General features: G+C 61.4%; 16 protein-coding genes and 2 tRNA genes. 5 read left to right on the forward strand and 13 right to left on the reverse strand.

Annotation, left to right across the window (positions count from 1 at the left end):
• Positions 1–150 precede the first annotated feature (150 nt).
• From ASE52_RS26355 to ASE52_RS20125, 4 genes are all read right to left on the reverse strand, one after another.
• Entirely contained in the window at positions 151–324 is a 174-nt protein-coding gene (locus ASE52_RS26355; protein ID WP_241777067.1) for a hypothetical protein, read from the reverse strand.
• 219 nt (positions 325–543) lie between these two features.
• Positions 544–1,233, reverse strand: coding sequence for an IPTL-CTERM sorting domain-containing protein (locus ASE52_RS25335; protein WP_198928160.1), 690 nt, complete (start codon positions 1,231–1,233; stop codon positions 544–546).
• Complete coding sequence (locus ASE52_RS20120) at positions 1,230–2,018, reverse strand: IPTL-CTERM sorting domain-containing protein (protein WP_082606965.1); 789 nt, start codon at positions 2,016–2,018, stop codon at positions 1,230–1,232. The genes ASE52_RS25335 and ASE52_RS20120 overlap by 4 nt, the downstream gene beginning before the upstream one ends.
• Positions 2,019–2,414: 396 nt before the next feature.
• Positions 2,415–4,145: a diguanylate cyclase gene (locus ASE52_RS20125; protein ID WP_057228775.1), complete on the reverse strand. Its 1,731-nt coding sequence runs from the start codon at positions 4,143–4,145 to the stop codon at positions 2,415–2,417.
• 315 nt (positions 4,146–4,460) lie between these two features.
• Here ASE52_RS20125 and ASE52_RS20130 point away from each other — a divergent pair, with 315 nt between their 5' ends.
• Positions 4,461–4,784 carry an I78 family peptidase inhibitor gene (locus ASE52_RS20130; RefSeq protein WP_057228776.1) on the forward strand — a complete coding sequence of 108 codons (324 nt, stop codon included), beginning with the start codon at positions 4,461–4,463 and terminating at the stop codon, positions 4,782–4,784.
• A gap of 76 nt (positions 4,785–4,860) precedes the next feature.
• Here the strand turns inward: ASE52_RS20130 and hemW are convergent, their stop codons facing one another.
• The 5 genes from hemW to ASE52_RS20155 all read right to left on the reverse strand — a co-directional run bounded on the left by hemW (position 4,861) and on the right by ASE52_RS20155 (position 9,813).
• On the reverse strand, positions 4,861–6,117 hold the full coding sequence (hemW, locus tag ASE52_RS20135; protein ID WP_082606966.1) for a radical SAM family heme chaperone HemW: 1,257 nt from the start codon (positions 6,115–6,117) through the stop codon (positions 4,861–4,863).
• Between the two features lie 13 nt (positions 6,118–6,130).
• On the reverse strand, positions 6,131–6,730 hold the full coding sequence (gene rdgB / locus ASE52_RS20140) for an RdgB/HAM1 family non-canonical purine NTP pyrophosphatase (RefSeq protein ID WP_057228777.1): 600 nt from the start codon (positions 6,728–6,730) through the stop codon (positions 6,131–6,133).
• Positions 6,731–6,799: 69 nt separating this feature from the next.
• A complete protein-coding gene (gene rph, locus ASE52_RS20145; RefSeq protein ID WP_010461843.1) occupies positions 6,800–7,534 on the reverse strand; it encodes a ribonuclease PH in 735 nt (244 codons plus the stop codon).
• 277 nt (positions 7,535–7,811) lie between these two features.
• Entirely contained in the window at positions 7,812–8,714 is a 903-nt protein-coding gene (locus tag ASE52_RS20150) for a PP2C family serine/threonine-protein phosphatase (RefSeq protein ID WP_010461845.1), read from the reverse strand.
• Between the two features lie 82 nt (positions 8,715–8,796).
• A complete protein-coding gene (locus ASE52_RS20155; RefSeq protein ID WP_007855567.1) occupies positions 8,797–9,813 on the reverse strand; it encodes a serine/threonine-protein kinase in 1,017 nt (338 codons plus the stop codon).
• A 75-nt stretch (positions 9,814–9,888) separates the two neighbouring features.
• Between ASE52_RS20155 and ASE52_RS20160 the strand changes: the two genes are divergently transcribed.
• From ASE52_RS20160 to ASE52_RS20175, 4 genes are all read left to right on the forward strand, one after another.
• Positions 9,889–10,806 (forward strand): YicC/YloC family endoribonuclease, encoded by a 918-nt coding sequence (locus ASE52_RS20160; RefSeq protein ID WP_010461849.1) that lies wholly within the window; start codon positions 9,889–9,891, stop codon positions 10,804–10,806.
• A 36-nt stretch (positions 10,807–10,842) separates the two neighbouring features.
• A complete protein-coding gene (gmk, locus tag ASE52_RS20165) occupies positions 10,843–11,463 on the forward strand; it encodes a guanylate kinase (protein ID WP_010461851.1) in 621 nt (206 codons plus the stop codon).
• Positions 11,464–11,479: 16 nt separating this feature from the next.
• Positions 11,480–11,683 (forward strand): DNA-directed RNA polymerase subunit omega, encoded by a 204-nt coding sequence (gene rpoZ / locus ASE52_RS20170; RefSeq protein WP_005794722.1) that lies wholly within the window; start codon positions 11,480–11,482, stop codon positions 11,681–11,683.
• Between the two features lie 96 nt (positions 11,684–11,779).
• A complete protein-coding gene (locus ASE52_RS20175; protein WP_029413878.1) occupies positions 11,780–14,059 on the forward strand; it encodes a bifunctional (p)ppGpp synthetase/guanosine-3',5'-bis(diphosphate) 3'-pyrophosphohydrolase in 2,280 nt (759 codons plus the stop codon).
• Between the two features lie 66 nt (positions 14,060–14,125).
• Here ASE52_RS20175 and greB read toward each other — a convergent pair whose 3' ends face one another.
• From greB to hrcA, 4 genes are all read right to left on the reverse strand, one after another.
• Positions 14,126–14,686 carry a transcription elongation factor GreB gene (gene greB / locus ASE52_RS20180; RefSeq protein WP_057228778.1) on the reverse strand — a complete coding sequence of 187 codons (561 nt, stop codon included), beginning with the start codon at positions 14,684–14,686 and terminating at the stop codon, positions 14,126–14,128.
• A 79-nt stretch (positions 14,687–14,765) separates the two neighbouring features.
• Positions 14,766–14,842, reverse strand: a tRNA-Arg gene (locus ASE52_RS20185).
• 206 nt (positions 14,843–15,048) lie between these two features.
• Positions 15,049–15,125 (reverse strand) — tRNA-Ile (locus ASE52_RS20190).
• Between the two features lie 52 nt (positions 15,126–15,177).
• Positions 15,178–16,182: a heat-inducible transcriptional repressor HrcA gene (gene hrcA / locus ASE52_RS20195; RefSeq protein ID WP_010461859.1), complete on the reverse strand. Its 1,005-nt coding sequence runs from the start codon at positions 16,180–16,182 to the stop codon at positions 15,178–15,180.
• Between the last annotated feature and the right edge of the window lie 8 nt (positions 16,183–16,190).

A 16,190-nucleotide genomic window follows, 5' to 3' on the forward strand; every position in this document is an offset into this window, starting at 1 on the left:
GAGCACGTCCTGGCAATCCTCTTGCACAACCCAAGCGACTGCAGAGAACGGCCGGCGAGCGCCCTTCTCGTACTACCTGAATTTCTACGACACGCTGCATGAATGCGCGATATGGCTCGCTGCCCGCGCACGCGAGCAACTACACAGTGTTCACAACACTTCACGCTGTGTGGCACACCACCGTGCCAAAGGGCGCAGCAGATCCATGCTTTTTTCAGGCTCTGACACCAACAGCTCCTCAGCCAACCCGATCTCGTTGCTTTGGTCTTCTGCGTTGGCAGCCTCATCCGTTCCAACACTTTCCGAATGGGCGTTGATGGCCATAGCGGCCTTGCTTGCGATGTGGGCTGCAGGGCAACTGCGCCGACGGGTGTGACAAGGAGCAATTGCGCTGCCCCTGCCCAGACCCCACGCAGCGTGCAAGTTCCGCGTTGCGTGGCACAGGCGTCTCCTCGGCGGCCAAGGGCTTCACCGCGCACCTCGCTGGACCAAGCCACACACAAAACCACAGTCTTTAAGCTGCGGCTTTCCTGTGGGAGTTTTTTAGAAGCCCAGACGGCGAAGCGCCGCGAGACTCGCCAAGACCAGCAAGCCCGCCATGAGGATCAGTCCCCACTCTGACAAGGTCGGAATGGATGCGGGGCTTGGTGCAGGGGCTGCAGCCCAGGCCACAGCAGCCAACCCAGCCCCTGATGCGGACGTGTCTGGAAAACTGGCGGTACAGGCATCGGGCACGCCACTGGGCGCCACTGCCACCGCCCCGCAGCGAATATTGTGCAGGGCTGAACCGATCCCCCCTGCAATCTGTATCCGGGATACGCGGTCATTGACTACATGCGGGGAAGTCCCGGTCAGCCAGCGCGCAATGAAGATATTGGTGTTCACGACAGCGCCACTCGGATCTGTGGTGACCAGCACCTGCACTACACGGACTGCAGAGTCGGCGCTGGAATAGGTGTTGATACCGTCGCTGAGGCTGAAGGCGGTGATCAACGGAAAAATGTTTGCGCTGATCAATCCCCCAGGCAACGGGCTGGATGTGGTGAATGACCCTGACGGTCCCATCGTCAATGTGAAGTTTTGGCAGGGGCCCGCGCCGCACAGCGAGAAATCCGATTTGGATGTGTAGGGGCTCGTCGATGTCGCGGAATAGATGGTGGCCTGAGCGTGGGCCCATCCTGCGGCGAGCAGCAGCGCCAAGGCAGCCATCCAGTGTCTGAAGTGGATTGTCATAGAGCAATAAGTGGTTGGTTGTCTTGGACCCGTCGGCGACGGATAACGGTCAAGCCCATACATCCAGCGAGGACGATGAGGCTCCACTCCGACAAGGTCGGGATGGAAGTTGGGCCTGGCGCAGCGGCTGCAAACCATGCTGCGGCGGGGCCGTTGGCTTCCGCCCGGGAGGCATCGGAGGGAGTCGCAAGGCACGTATCGGCCATACCCGTCAGGGAAATACCGACACTCGAACAGCCTGTGTTGTGGGCAGCAAAGGTTGCGCCGCCTCCAAACTGCAGAACGGAAAGCCGGTCACCCGCGGTATGCGGCGAAGTCCCGGTCTGCCAACGCTCCACCGCGATCAGCACCGAGGTGATGGCCCCCCCCGCGTCGGTTGACACGTTGAACCTGACCACGCGCACGGCGGCATCTGCGCTGGAGTAGGTATTGAGACCGTCACTGAAACTGAAGGCCGTGACCAAAGGGAAAATATTCGCGGCGACCAGGCTGCCCGCCAGCGGGCTGGACGTCGTGAAAGAACCCGATGCCGCCATTGCCAGGGTGAAGTTCTGACAGGTGCCCGCACCACACGGTGCGGTGAAGTTATTCACGCCTGCGTAGGCACTCGGTGGGGTGACCGTATAGACGGTGGCCTGCGCATGGGCCCAGCTTGCGGTGAACAAAACCGCGATAGCTGCAAGCCAATTTCTCACATTCGACGGCATCAATCCCCCCTCTTTTGTAACGCCGAATAATAAAGGGACATCGGCACAACACAATGCCTCTGTCTGCGACGCGTGCATGGGATGGGTCGAATCGATACCATCTCGCGCACCTTATTCACCTGGGCTGCGGCGGTTTCCGGTGGGTAGCCGTGGGTACGACAAGGCCAGTTTCTGCGGCCGACACACCTCACCACTGTGGGCCAATGTGCATTCCACATGTTTTTGCCTAACAGGGTAGGCATCGCCCAAAAAAAAAGCCCGCAGAGTGCGGGCTGAACACTTGCTTGTGCAAGCGGGAGGGATGTCGAAGGGGTATCGACAGCCAGATATTAGGTCGCTCTTTTGCCCCGGTGTGTAGGACATCGCCGATTTTCTGCGGGACACCCTCAAGGCCGGGATATTCGCCAGAAGGCACGCTCACACGCTGCGCGTGCCCGATGGGGAGAATGGCCACAGCGGAAGTGCATGGGATCGTCACGTGCCGTAAATTCGCACACAGCCGCGCCCGGAGGCTTTTGCAAGGTACATCGCGGAGTCGGCCTTGCGCAGAAGCTCTTCGGCGTCCAGCGCGTCGGGGGACGACATCACGACGCCCACCGAGGCCCCGATCTGGATGAAATGCGATTCAATCTCCGTCGGCTGGCCGATGGCCTGCACCAGGCGTTCGCCCAGGCGGTACGCGCTGTCGCGGTCAGAGACGCCGCGCTGCAGCAAGGCAAACTCATCGCCACCCAGCCGCGCCACCACATCGTCTTCGCGCGCAGCCTGCGCAAGCTGGCTGGCAACCCAGGCCAGCAATTGGTCGCCCACGGCATGCCCGAAGCGGTCATTGATGGGTTTGAAACCGTCGAGGTCCACATACAACACAGCAAAACCGCGGCCCTGGCGCCGCACGTCGGCCACGGCTGCCTGGAGTGCTTGCAGGAACGCAGAGCGATTCAACAGCGCGGTGAGCCCGTCATGTTCAGCGACATGCCGGATTCTTTGCTCGGCCTCCTTGCGTTGTGTCACGTCGGTGAAAGTGCGCAGTGCGCCCCCACCTTTGATGGGCACGGTCTGGACTTCCACAATGCGACCGTCGGGCCGGGGTCGGTCGTACACATTCAGTTGATCGAGCCCGCCGTTGTGGAGCAGCATCGATTGAACCTCCTGCGAAGCGAGGTCAAATTCGCCGCGTGCACGCAGAAATGCCAGCACATGCGCCAGGGAGGGTTTGGAGGCCATCAACTCCTCGGGCAGCTCCAGCAGTTCCAGCGCCCGGCGATTGCACAGCTCCACAATGCCCGTGGCGCTGATTCTGGCAACGCCCTGGTCCATGCTCTCCAGCGTGGCCTCCAGCAGGATGGACTTCTCTCGCAATTGCGCCTCGTTGTCGCGGGCGCTGCGTTCGGCCTGCGCAAGCCGGTGTTGCTGGCGCTTGAACTCGGTGATGTCCACGTGCGCATAAAACACGGTACCGTCCGAGCCCTGCTTGGCAATCACCCGGCTCCAGCGGTTGTGGGGCAAGGGCACCTCAAACGGCGCTCCGGCAAACCGCATGTGTTCCTGCAGGATGGATAGCCCCCCGTAGAAAGGCGCCATGTCGCCCGGCCCATCGGCAGCCCAGGCTCCACGGTAGATGTCATCAAAGCTGAGCCCGGTCGCAGCAGCGCGGTCGGTGAGACCGTACATCTGCATGAATGGCTCGTTGACCCACTGAATGCGGTGGTCCTCGCCACAAATCATCAAACCGTCGGGGATGCGGTCAAAAAGCTCGGTACTTTCGATAAAGGGGCTGCGCAGATAGCCAGGTTCATGGATATTGGCGTCGCCGGGCTCTTCCGGCTGTGGCAACGCCTCTGCGCGCCAGACTCGCACCCGCCCTACCCCCGCGATGGGCAAAGACGATACGTGGACCCGCAAGCCCCGGTGTTCAAAGTTGTAGGGGCGCGTCTGCGCGCGGTGCCGCTCTACGCCAGCCGCAATGTAGCGGTCGATATTGGGCAACTCTTGCGCGTCCAGCCGTTCGGTGTAGAACCGCCGCAGATTGGCATGGTAGGGCTCGCCTGCGTAAACATGCCCCTCGTGCTCCGGGAAGAATTTGAAGAATGTACGGTTCCAGGCGAGGGCGTGGTCGCCTTCGTCAAACGCACACAGGGCGACGTCCAGCCCATCCAGGGTGTCACCGAGAGAGCGGATGAGGCTGAGAATAGGATCGTCGGACATGGCGTATCGGGGCTGCACAAAAACGGTTGCCAAAAAGCCCGTGTGCCACACCGGCCTCCTGTGTTCTGGCCGCTCCCGTGCGGGCAGACCATCGCTGCCCCATTGTGCAGAGCAGGCCTTACGGCAAACCATCGCCATGCGTCTGCCACGCAAGGCGTGTGGCTAGCTGTTGCGGACGGCCAACATTGCCTTGACCGCAATCAAGCCAGGGACAGCCAAAGGAAGGGCCACCAACCACCAACCACGTTACGGGTGGACACCCGTGCTCTCGGGCCTTCCGGTATGGTGAGGGTCTCGTTTTCAGGAGCCTTGACCATGACGAATATCCCTTTTGCCGCCGCCGGCGGCCTGGTGGTTGCGGCGTTGCTGACTGGTTGCGCAAACCAGGGGCAGCCCCCCGCCTCCACTGGCACGGCTGCGCCCCCCGCGCCCGGTGGGATCTGCAACGCCCAGCCAGCCCAGTCTGCAGTGGGGCAAAACAGCACGGCGTCGGTGGTGGAATCCGCCCGTGTGCGATCGGGCGCGCAGATGGCCCGCATCCTGCGCCCCGGCCAGATCATCACCAAGGAGTTCGACGCGCAGCGGCTCAACCTGGAAGTGGATGGCAACGGCCGAATCCTGGCAGTGCGCTGCGGCTGATCCTTCCAGGCGCTGTGCGGTGTGCGCAGTGCCAGTGGGAGCGGCTAGGACGCTGCCAGCTCCTGCGCCGCCACGCTCAATCCGCCAGGAACAGCTCCTGCAGGTCATTAAGAAAGTCAAAACCCCGCTCCGTGGGTCGCACGCGCGCCATGTCGCGCTCGATCAGGCCCTTGCGTTCGGCGGCCTCCAGGCCCTTGGCGATGGCGGTGAGGGGCAGGCCCGTGCGGGCCATGAAGTCCTGCAGCGCAAAACCGTCACGCAGGCGCAGGGCATTGAGCATGAACTCAAACGGCAGGTCGACCCGGCGCACGTCGTCGTCCTGCGCCACGGCGCGGCCGACCAGGGCGTTGTCCATGTAGCGGCCAGGGTCACGAAAGCGCACTTGGCGCACCACCCGGTGCGCAAAACTCAGCTTGCTGTGCGCACCCGCGCCAATGCCCAGGTAGTCGCCAAATTGCCAATAGTTGGTGTTGTGAAAACACTGGTGGCCCGGCTGCGCATAGGCCGAGATCTCGTAGCGCGCCATCCCGGCCTGCCCCGTCAGGGCGGTGATGCGGTCGAGCATGGCATAGGCCTGGTCGTCCTCGGGGATGGCGGGGGGAAACTTGGCGAAGTAGGTGTTGGGCTCGATGGTGAGGTGGTAGATGGAGATGTGTGGTGGTTTGAAGGCCAATGCCGTCAACATGTCCTGCTCCAACTGCTGGGGCGTCTGGCCCGGCAGGGCGTACATGATGTCGAGGTTATAGGTGTCAAACGACGCGGCGGCCTCCTCCACGGCCGCCAAGGCCTGGCTGCGGTCATGCACGCGGCCCAGGGCCTTGAGGTGCTGGTCGTTGAAGCTTTGCACCCCCACCGACAGGCGCGTAACGCCCGCAGAGCGGAAGGCGCGAAAGCGATCTTTTTCGAACGTGCCGGGGTTGGCCTCCAAGGTGATCTCGCAATCAGGCTCCAGACGCAGGCGGGCGCGGATGTCGCCAAGCAGCCGGTCAATCGCCGCCGGTGAGAACAGGCTGGGCGTGCCCCCACCGATAAAGATGCTGTGCACTGTGCGGCCCCAAATGAGCGGCAGCGCGGCCTCCAGGTCGGCCATCAGTGCATCGATGTAGCGCTGTTCGGGAACGCCGTTGCCGCCTGCATCGCCAACGCCCTGGCGGTACTCATGCGAGTTGAAGTCGCAGTACGGGCATTTTTTGAGGCACCAGGGCAGGTGCACATACAGCGACAGCGGCGGCAGGCTGGGCAGCTGCAGCAGGCCGGGGCGCATGTAGTGCTGGATGTCGCGTGCAGGCGCGGGCTCGATGTCGCTCTGCTGCGTGATCGGAATGTGGGCCACCTTCTGTGTCCCTTTACAGCCAGCGCTCGCGTATCAGCGCCAGCATCTGTGCGGCAGAGCGCCCCCGATGGCTGTGGGCGTTCTTCACTTCCACAGGCAGCTCGGCAAAGGTCTTGCCAAATTCCGGGATGAACATCACGGGGTCAAAGCCAAAGCCGTTGCTACCCCGGGGCGCCGTGGTGATCTCGCCCACCACGCGGCCCACGGCAATCAGCGGCTCGGGGTCTTGCGGGCTGCGCACCGCGACCAGGGTGCTGACCATGGCGGCGCGGCGGTTGGCCACGCCCTGCAATTGCTCCAGCAGGGCACGCACGTTGTTGTCGTCGCTTTTCTCGTAGCCGAACTGGGTGCAGTAGTAGGCGGTATCGACACCGGGCAGGCCACCAAAGGCGTCCACACACATTCCGGCGTCGTCGGCCAGTGCGGGAAGCCCGGTGTGTGCCGAGGCGAACCGGGCCTTGGCGAGGGCGTTCTCCACAAAGGTGCGAAAAGGCTCCTCGGCCTCGCCTACGCCAAGGTCCGCCTGGCGCACGAGTTCGACGCCCAACGGCGCGAACATGGCCTGTAGCTCGGCCAGCTTGCCGCGGTTGTTGGATGCAAGAACAATTTTCATGGGTCTAAATGGCATCTAGCGCTTATCCATCATGCGCAAATAGCTATCAATTTATGAGCATTCTCACATTTATTCAGTATCAAGAAGGGCCCGCTGCTGCAGCTGCACCAACTCTGCGATGCCTTTTTCAGCCAGCGCCAGCAATTGGTCCATCTCTGCCCGGGTAAACGCCACGCCTTCGGCCGTGCCCTGCACTTCCACAAAATGGCCCGCTCCGGTCATCACGACGTTCATGTCGGTATCGCAACCCACGTCTTCCACGTATTCCAGGTCCAGCAGCGGCGTACCCTGAACCATGCCCACGGAAATGGCAGCCACTGGCTGCACCAACGGCGACTGCGTGATCTTGCCGCTGGCCAGCAACTGGTTGACCGCATCCTGCGCAGCCACCCAGGCGCCGGTGATGGCAGCGGTGCGGGTGCCACCATCGGCCTGGATCACGTCGCAGTCGAGCTGGATGGTGCGTTCGCCCAGGAGTTTGAGGTCAAACACGGCACGCAGTGATCGGCCAATGAGGCGCTGAATCTCCTGCGTGCGGCCGGTTTGTTTGCCACGCGCGGCCTCGCGGTCGCTGCGGCTGTGGGTGGCGCGCGGCAACATGCCGTATTCGGCCGTGACCCAGCCTTCGCCACTGCCGCGCTTGTGGGGTGGCACACGTTCTTCCACCGATGCCGTGCAAAGCACCTTGGTGTTGCCGAACTCGATCAGCACCGAACCCTCGGCATGCATGGTGTAGTGGCGGGTGATGCGCACGGGGCGCAGCTGGTGGGCGGCACGAGCGCCGGTACGGGTAAAAGTGGTCATGTGGTTTCCGGTGTCAAAAATACGCGGGCCTCCCGCACGGCCCAGGGCGCATGCCAACAAGCCAGTCCGTCAGTTCGATACATCTGCAATGGGTCGCGGCACTGACTGCCCATCCCGCAGGCCCCCTGCCCACGGCCTGAACAATGCGCGCAGCCCAAGCCAGGACCGCCATGCAAGGGCCGCCCTTTTCAACCGTACGAGCGCTAGCGGTGTCCCCATCCCGAATTGCACCGCAATTCGGACGAAGGCGGAAGGCGCGAAGCAGCTCAGGGGGTTGTCATGCCTTTCGGGCCGCTGAGCGTCGAATCGCTTCGTTGATCTCGGCGATGGACCGCTCGATGGCGGCGTCGTCCAGGTCGTCCACGAGGCCATCGAGTGGCCCGGCCTGGATGGTGGACGCAAACACGTCGTCGCTGATGCTGTCGGTCGATACGCCTTGGGTGGACTCGAACGCATCGGGCGTCTCCCACTCCATGGCAATCACCGTGACGTTGTCGCTGCTGTCACCCGCCTTGCGCAGGGCATCTTCCACCAGTTCAGGCACCGCGTGCGACACCGTGTTGCGGGCCAGTTGCTTGGCGATGTCTTCGTCGCTGAGTGTGCCCCACAGGCCATCCGAACACAGCAGGATCCGGTCACCCTGCTCCAGGTACACGGGGCCGGTGATGTCGTAAATGGGTTTGGTGGGCGAGCCCAGGCAGGTGAACAGCACATTGCGGTTGATGCGCTCCAGGCCCGGCGGCGGGGAGTTGCGCAGCTCCATATAGGAGTGGTCGCGTGTGCGGGTCAGCAAATCACCATCGCGCACCATGTACAGGCGCGAATCGCCGCAATGGATCCAGGTGGCGGTGCCAGCCTGCAGCACCGCTGCCACCAGCGTGGTACGGGGGGTGTCGAGCATGCCCTTGTCAGTGGCATAGCGCAGGATCTGGTGGTGCGCCGCCAGCAGCGCGCCCGACAGAAATTCCTGCACATCCTTGAGCTGGGGCTTGGCCTGGCGCTGGAACAGCGCCGAGATGGTCTGCAGCGCAATCTGCGCAGCCACCTCGCCTTCGGGGTGCCCCCCCATGCCGTCGGCCAGCACAAACAGGCACGATTCGCGCGTGTAGCAATAGCCCATGCGGTCTTCGTTCTTCTCGCGGCCACCGCGGCGGCTGATCTGGAATACCGAGAACTTCATAGGGACCCACGCAGGCAAGGATGCACCAAGGCATCGTCAATGAACATGTGCCTTGCCCGAACCCGCTTTGCGTGAGCCGTGTTCATTTGGGCTTGGCCCCGATACCGGTGGCTTCACCCACCTTTTGCACATTTTTCTTGGTGTCGGACACCAAGGTGTCAAGCTGCAGGCGCATCTTCTCGGCCACCGTGAGCTTGGTGTAACGGCGCTCGCCCTCGCGGCTCAGCTCCTTTTGCAGGGCGAACACCGATTGGGGGCGCGACAGCGGATCAAGTGCCATGCACCACTCCACCACCTCGATGAGGTTGTCGGAGTAAACGCCGCGCAGCTTGGTCAGCGCCAGCGACAAGCGGTCTTTCTCGATGCGCTGGGGCGCCTCGTTGGGCGGAAAGCCCTGCATGCAGGCATAGATGCAGGCACCAATGGCGTAGATGTCGGTCCAGGGGCCCATGGACGAATCGCGGCGGTACATCTCGGGCGCGGCAAAGCCGGGGGTGTACATGGGGCGGATGAAGTTGCCTTCCTTGGAAAGAACCTCGCGCGCCGCGCCAAAGTCGATCATCACGGCTTTGTTGTCGTCGGTGATGAAGATGTTGGCCGGCTTGATGTCGAGGTGCAGCATCTTGTGCTGGTGCACGATGCGCAGGCCGCGCAGCACTTCGTCAAAAAGCGAGCGAATGGTGGATTCGCGGAACACCTTCTGCGTCTTGAGATCGCGTGCGGTGATGATGAAGTCCTGCAGGGTGGCGCCCTCCAGATAGTTCATCACCATGTAGACGGTTTCGTTCTCACGGAAGAAGTTGAGCACGCTCACCACGGAGGCGTGCGAAATCTGCGCCAGCGCGCGACCTTCTTCAAAGAAGCTCTTGAGGCCCAGCCGATAAAGCGACAGCTTTTCAGACTGCACCTTGGGCAACAACTCGCCGGGCGCACGCGTTGCCAGCGAAGAGGGAAGGTATTCCTTGATGGCGACCTGCTGCCCCTCGGTATCGAGGGCCAGATAGACCACACCAAAGCCGCCAGAAGACAACCGGCGCACCACGCGGTAGCCGCCTATTGCGGTATCGGGCGGCAGAGGAGCCGGCTTGATTTTTGACATATTTTGCGAAGATGACTCGGGGGTGGAGCGGAACCCGGATAATCGCCGGATCGCAAGCAACCATCAAAAAGTCCAATGCCAGTTTACAGCATGACCGGATACGCCAGCGCACAGCATGGCGCATCTGCCACTGGCGCTGAAACCGACGCCCGCGCGCCCCAGTCGCGCCGGCTGGGGCTGGAAATCCGCTCGGTCAACAGCCGCTTCCTGGACCTTTCGTTCCGCCTCCCCGATGAACTGCGTGCCATGGAGCCCGCACTGCGCAGCCTGCTGACGGCCCGCCTCAAGCGCGGCAAAGTCGAAGTCCGCGCTGCCCTGGAGAACGAGGACAGCAACACCTTGCAAGACCCGCCAGCGCGGCTGCTGCAGCGGCTCAACTCTTTGCAGGATTCCGTCAAGGCCTGGCTGCCGACAGCGGCGCCCCTCACGGTGGCCGACGCCCTGCGCCTTTGTGCCAATGCGCCATCGGGCTCTGAAGACTGGAGCGAAGCCGTGCCTGCTTTGGCGGAAGAAGCCCTGACAGCCCTGATGGCCTCCCGTGAAAGAGAGGGGAAGCGCCTGGCTACCATGCTGCTGGACAGGGTCAAGCAATTGCGCGCCCTGGCAGAGCAGGCTGTCCCCATGGTTCCCCTGCTGGTCGAGCAGCAGCGGCTGCGCTTCATGGAGCGCTGGAAGGAAGCCATGGCCCTGACCGACGGCGCGACCCTGCCCGAAGCAGCGCGCGACCGTGCCCTGACAGAAGCCACGGCCTTTGCCATCCGCATCGACGTGGCCGAGGAGATCACCCGGCTGGACTCCCACCTGGATGAGATCGAACGCCTGCTCAAGAAGGGCGGCGAAGTGGGCAAGCGCCTGGATTTCCTGATCCAGGAACTGCACCGCGAAGCCAATACGCTGGGCTCCAAATCTGCCGCACTCGACCTGACCCGCATCAGCGTGGACATGAAAGTGCTGATCGAACAGATGCGCGAGCAAGTGCAAAATATCGAGTAATACTCATTTTTTGATAGCGCCTAGCGCACATCAACTATGGACTATCCCGGAAATCTCATCGTAGTTGCGGCCCCCAGTGGTGCCGGAAAATCCAGCCTGGTCAAAGCCTTGCTGGAGTTGGACTCCCATGTCCACCTGTCGATCTCCCACACCACCCGCGCGCCACGTGGTCAGGAAAAGCATGGCCGCGACTACTACTTTGCATCGCAGTCCGAATTTGACGCCATGGTGGAGGGCAATGCCTTCGTGGAGTGGGCACACGTCCACGGGAACCGCTACGGAACCTCCAAAAAAGCCATTGAGGAGCGCATCGCCCAGGGCTCGGATGTGATCCTGGAAATCGATTTCCAGGGCGCACTGCAGATCAAGGAGGCCTTTGCGAATGCCCTTCTGGTCTTCATCCTCCCGCCGAGTTGGGAAGAGCTACGCTCGCGCCTGGAACGCCGGGGCGAAGACTCCCCGGAAGTGATCGAAGTCCGCCTCAAGAACGCGGCTACAGAGATGGCGCAGGTGAGCAAATTCGACTTCGTTATAATCAATGAGTTGTTTGAGCGCGCGCTTTTCGACCTGAAAGCCGTAGTTCACGCCCAGCGACTCAAGTACGCCGCCCAGCGCCGCGCCCGTGCTGACACCTTCCAGTCGCTCAATATCACCTGAATCCCGGAGTAAAACGATGGCACGCATCACTGTAGAAGACTGTCTGGAAAAGATCCCCAACCGCTTCCAGCTCGTGTTGGCCGCCACGTACCGTGCCCGCATGCTGAGCCAGGGTCATGCCCCTCGCATCGAAAGCCGCAACAAGCCCGCCGTGACCGCCCTGCGCGAGATCGCCGAAGGCAAGGTCGGCCTGGAAATGCTCAAGAAGGTTCCTGGTTGAATTTTTTCCTGGGCGCTGCCCGCAAAGAGCACCGCGACAGCGGTGCTTTTTTTTGCCCCGAAGTCGTCTGATGCGCTCCCGCGCTACATTTAAGGCATGAACGCGGTGCTCAATTCACCTTCTGCAACGCAAGCCCGACCCGGTGAAGTGCCAACGGCGGGAACCTTGTCAGCAGCCGCAGCGGCCGCCAATGCGGCGGCGGCCAGCTTTGCTGCGCTGACAGATAGTCTCGACTACCTGGACGCGATCAGCATAGAACAGGTGCGTCAAGCCTACCGTTTCGCTGATGAGGCCCATCTGGGCCAGTTGCGCAACAGCGGCGAGCCCTACATCACGCACCCCATTGCCGTAGCAGCGCAATGCGCCACCTGGAAGCTCGACGCCCAGGCGCTCATGGCAGCACTGCTGCACGATGCCATGGAAGACTGTGGCGTCACCAAGGCCGACCTGATCGACCGCTTTGGTGCCCCCGTGGCCGAACTGGTGGACGGGCTGACCAAGCTGGACAAGCTGCAGTTCAACACCCGCGAAGAGAACCAGGCCGAGTCTTTCCGCAAGATGCTGCTGGCCATGGCACGCGATGTGCGCGTGATTCTCATCAAGCTGGCGGACCGCACGCACAACATGCGCACGCTGTCGGACATGCCACGTAGCAAGTGGGGCCGCATCTCCTCGGAGACGCTGGAAATCTACGCGCCCATCGCCCACCGCCTGGGCCTCAACCAGACTTACCGGGAATTGCAGGACCTGGCCTTCCGTCACCTGCACCCCTGGCGCTATGCCACCCTCTCCAAGGCTGTCAACAAGTCTCGCAACCGCAGGCGCGACCTGGTGCAGAAGGTGCAAACCGAAGTGGATGCCGCCTTCTCAAAGATTGGCATGAAGGTGCGCCTCGCAGGCCGCGAAAAGACTTTGTACGCCATCTACCAAAAGATGGATCTCAAGCATCTGAGTTTTGCCCAGGTCACGGACATCTACGGTTTTAGGGTGATCGTGCCCACTGTGACGGACTGCTACACCGCGATGGGCGTGCTCCACCAGATGTACAAACCGGTTCCTGGCAAGTTCAAGGACCACATCGCCATCGCCAAGCTCAATGGCTACCAATCCTTGCACACCACCTTGGTGGGGCCCTCCGGTGTGAACATTGAATTCCAGATGCGCACGGACGAGATGCACGTCATTGCCGAGGCCGGTGTGGCAGCGCACTGGTTGTACAAAGCACAGGACGGCGATGGCACTTCGGCCGAACGGCTGGGGACCAAGTGGCTGCAGTCCCTGCTCGACATCCAGAACGAGACCCGCGATGCCGCAGAGTTTTGGGACCATGTGAAGGTGGACCTTTTCCCGGATGCGGTCTATGTCTTCACCCCCAAGAGCCAGATCATGGCGCTCCCTCGCGGGGCTACTGTGGTGGACTTTGCTTACGCCATTCACAGCAACGTCGGCGACCGCACCACGGCGGCCAAGATCAACAACGAGCAGGTGCCCCTGCGCACTGAACTCAAGAATGGCGACGTCGTGGAAATCATCACGGCGCCCGTGTCCACCCCCAACCCGGCCTGGCTGGGTTTTGTGCGCACAGGCCGCGCGCGCTCCAAGATCCGGCACTACCTGAAGACCTTGGCGCAGACTGAATCTGAAGGACTGGGCGAAAAACTGCTGACCCAAGCCATCCGAGCGGAAGGCCTGGAGCAGTTGCCCCCCCTGGATGCAGAGACCCAACCCATGTGGGACAAGCTGCTGCGTTTTACAGGGAACCGCACCCGCAGCGAGCTGATGACGGACCTGGGCCTGGGCAAGCGGATCGCCAGCATCGTGGCCAAGCGGCTCATGGTGCTGATGTCCGAACATGGCCATCGCCCCGATGCACTGCTCATGACGCGGGAGCGCTATACGTCCCATGAAACGCTGTCCCAAGGCGCAGTCACCCTGGACGGCAGCGAGAACGCATCGGTACAGTACGCATCATGCTGCCGCCCGGTGCCCGGCGACAGTATTGTGGGCTACCTCGGACGGGGAGAGGGGCTGGTGGTGCACAACGTGCACTGCACAGTGGCAAAGCGCCTCCAGCACAAGGACAGCGAGCGTTTCATCGCCGTGGACTGGTCTGACGAGCCCACGCGCATGTTCGAGACCGGTGTTGTTGTCACCGTGACCAATGGCAAGGGGGTGTTGGCCCGAGTGGCTGCGGAGCTGGCCAATTCAGAGGCTGACATCACCCACGTTGACATGGATGACGAAGCCGCACTGGACACCACCGATCTGCGCTTTATCGTGGCCGTGCGTGATCAGGCTCACCTTGAACTGGCACTAAAAAATCTGCGCCGCACTCAGGCAGTCATCCGCGTCGCCAGAATCACGCCACAGGCCTGACAGGCGCTTACCGCAAGGAAAGCAGCGCCTGTTTCATCGCGCATCGCCCCCACCCGAGGGTGGCTGCTACGCTGTGCGCGGCTGCGGGTACCGCACTTCCATCACTTCCAGATTGCGAGCGCCGCCCGGGGTTGGCAGTTGCACCTCATCACCCACACGAGCTTTCAACAGTGCCCGGGCGACCGGTGAAATCCAACTCACCTGCGATTCTCGGCTGTCTGCCTCATCAATTCCCATGATGGTGATCGTGCGCTCCACATCCTCATCATCCCGATAAGTCACGGTAGCCCCAAAAAACACCTGATCACTTCCCGCATGCAGACTGGGGTCTACGACTTCGGCAATCTCCAGCCGTTTGGTCAAGAACCGTATGCGGCGGTCGATCTCACGCAGGCGCTTCTTGCCATACAAGTAATCGCCATTTTCAGACCGATCACCGTTGCTGGCAGCCCAATGCACAACATCCACCATCTTGGGCCGCTCGTTGTCAATCAAATCAAACAGCTCATCCCGCAGGCGCGCATAGCCCACAGGGGTGATGTAGTTTTTGCCGCCCGCAGGCAATGGGGGTAGTGCCAACTCGTCGTCGTCACCGCCATCTGCCTCTTTGGTAAAAGCCTTGCTCATCGCCAGATCTCCCCGACAAGCGCAAAGCGCTTGGACAAATGAAAAAGCCTGCAATCTTGCGATTGCAGGCTTTAAACATTGGTGCGGCTGGCAGGAATCGAACCCACGACCCCTTGGTTCGTAGCCAAGTACTCTATCCAGCTGAGCTACAGCCGCTAAGCTTTGAATTATAGCATGATTTCTTGGCGACCCTTGAAATCAACTTTTTTACCAGCTCCATGCCGCATGGGCCTGTTCAGTAAAAACTCAACTCAATACAAGCCAAGATTGTAATGCACTCCAGAGACTCCAAAAGAGGAATGGCGCACATTGCGACAAGAAAACTGGCTGTGACCGTGATGATCGCCCACTCGAATGATGGGTGGTAGGGCGTGTTGGACTTGAACCAACGACCAAAGGATTATGAGTCCTCTGCTCTAACCAACTGAGCTAACGCCCCAAGCCATGCTCCAGCGCTATACAACGGGGCAAGCGCCTTATTGTAGGGGGCTTTACTTGCGATAGCTGAGTGCGTTGGACACCAGTTTTGATGTGATGTCCACGATCTGAATCATCCGGTCATAAGGCATGCGCGTAGGACCGATCACACCCAAAGTACCGACTACCTTGCCATCGACCTCATACGGCGCACTCACGATAGAAAGCTCCTCAAACGGCACCACGTGGCTTTCCCCGCCAATGTAGATGCGCACTCCCTCTGCCTGGCTAGAGATATCGAGCAGCCGCAGAATCTGCGTTTTCTGCTCGAACAGATCGAAGGCGCGCCGGAGGTTTCCCATGTCACTGGAAAAATCGCTCACAGCCAGAAGGTTGCGCTCACCAGAAATCACTACCTCGTCCTGCGCTTGTGACAGAGCCTCAGAACCCACGTTCACCGCAGCCTGCATGAGCGAAGCGATCTCGCCCCGCAGCACATCCACCTCCGATTTCAGGCGCTCACGCACCTGCTCCATCTCGAGCCCTGCATAGTGCGCGTTCAGAAAGTTGGAAGCTTCAATGAGTTGTGACTGGGTGTAGTCCACATCCGTGAAGATCACCCTGTTTTGAACGTCGCCCTCCGGCGAGACGATGATCACCAGAAATCGTCGCTCGGACAATCTCAGGAACTCGATGTGGCGAAACACAGAGGTCCTCCTGGGCGCCATCACAACACCAACGAACTGCGATAGATTGGACAACAACTGTGCTGCGTTCGCGATCACCTTCTGCGGCTGTTCGGGCGCAAGCTGCGGAGGGGTCAATGGGTCCCGCTGCACTGTCAGCATGGTGTCTACAAATAGCCGATAGCCCCGAGCAGTAGGGATGCGCCCTGCAGAAGTATGGGGACTCGCGATCAGCCCCAACTCCTCCAGATCTGCCATGACGTTGCGAATGGTGGCGGGGGATAGATCCAGCCCCGACGCGCGCGACAGAGTCCGCGACCCAATGGGCTGTCCATCGGCGATGTAGCGCTCGACCAGCGCTTTAAGCAACAACTTGGCACGGTCATCGAGCATGGAATGAT

This window comes from Acidovorax sp. Root275, assembly GCF_001428965.1.
GTDB classification, from domain to species: Bacteria; Pseudomonadota; Gammaproteobacteria; order Burkholderiales; family Burkholderiaceae_C; genus Acidovorax; species Acidovorax radicis.

Coding starts and splice junctions, on each gene's coding strand:
- ASE52_RS26355 (WP_241777067.1), bottom strand. CDS start 324: ATGGCCATCAACGCCCATTCGGAAAGTGTTGGAACGGATGAGGCTGCC.
- ASE52_RS25335 (WP_198928160.1), bottom strand. CDS start 1,233: ATGACAATCCACTTCAGACACTGGATGGCTGCCTTGGCGCTGCTGCTC.
- ASE52_RS20120 (WP_082606965.1), bottom strand. CDS start 2,018: ATGCACGCGTCGCAGACAGAGGCATTGTGTTGTGCCGATGTCCCTTTA.
- ASE52_RS20125 (WP_057228775.1), bottom strand. CDS start 4,145: ATGTCCGACGATCCTATTCTCAGCCTCATCCGCTCTCTCGGTGACACC.
- ASE52_RS20130 (WP_057228776.1), top strand. CDS start 4,461: ATGACGAATATCCCTTTTGCCGCCGCCGGCGGCCTGGTGGTTGCGGCG.
- rdgB (WP_057228777.1), bottom strand. CDS start 6,730: ATGAAAATTGTTCTTGCATCCAACAACCGCGGCAAGCTGGCCGAGCTA.
- rph (WP_010461843.1), bottom strand. CDS start 7,534: ATGACCACTTTTACCCGTACCGGCGCTCGTGCCGCCCACCAGCTGCGC.
- ASE52_RS20150 (WP_010461845.1), bottom strand. CDS start 8,714: ATGAAGTTCTCGGTATTCCAGATCAGCCGCCGCGGTGGCCGCGAGAAG.
- ASE52_RS20155 (WP_007855567.1), bottom strand. CDS start 9,813: ATGTCAAAAATCAAGCCGGCTCCTCTGCCGCCCGATACCGCAATAGGC.
- ASE52_RS20160 (WP_010461849.1), top strand. CDS start 9,889: ATGCCAGTTTACAGCATGACCGGATACGCCAGCGCACAGCATGGCGCA.
- gmk (WP_010461851.1), top strand. CDS start 10,843: ATGGACTATCCCGGAAATCTCATCGTAGTTGCGGCCCCCAGTGGTGCC.
- rpoZ (WP_005794722.1), top strand. CDS start 11,480: ATGGCACGCATCACTGTAGAAGACTGTCTGGAAAAGATCCCCAACCGC.
- ASE52_RS20175 (WP_029413878.1), top strand. CDS start 11,780: ATGAACGCGGTGCTCAATTCACCTTCTGCAACGCAAGCCCGACCCGGT.
- greB (WP_057228778.1), bottom strand. CDS start 14,686: ATGAGCAAGGCTTTTACCAAAGAGGCAGATGGCGGTGACGACGACGAG.
- hrcA (WP_010461859.1), bottom strand. CDS start 16,182: ATGCTCGATGACCGTGCCAAGTTGTTGCTTAAAGCGCTGGTCGAGCGC.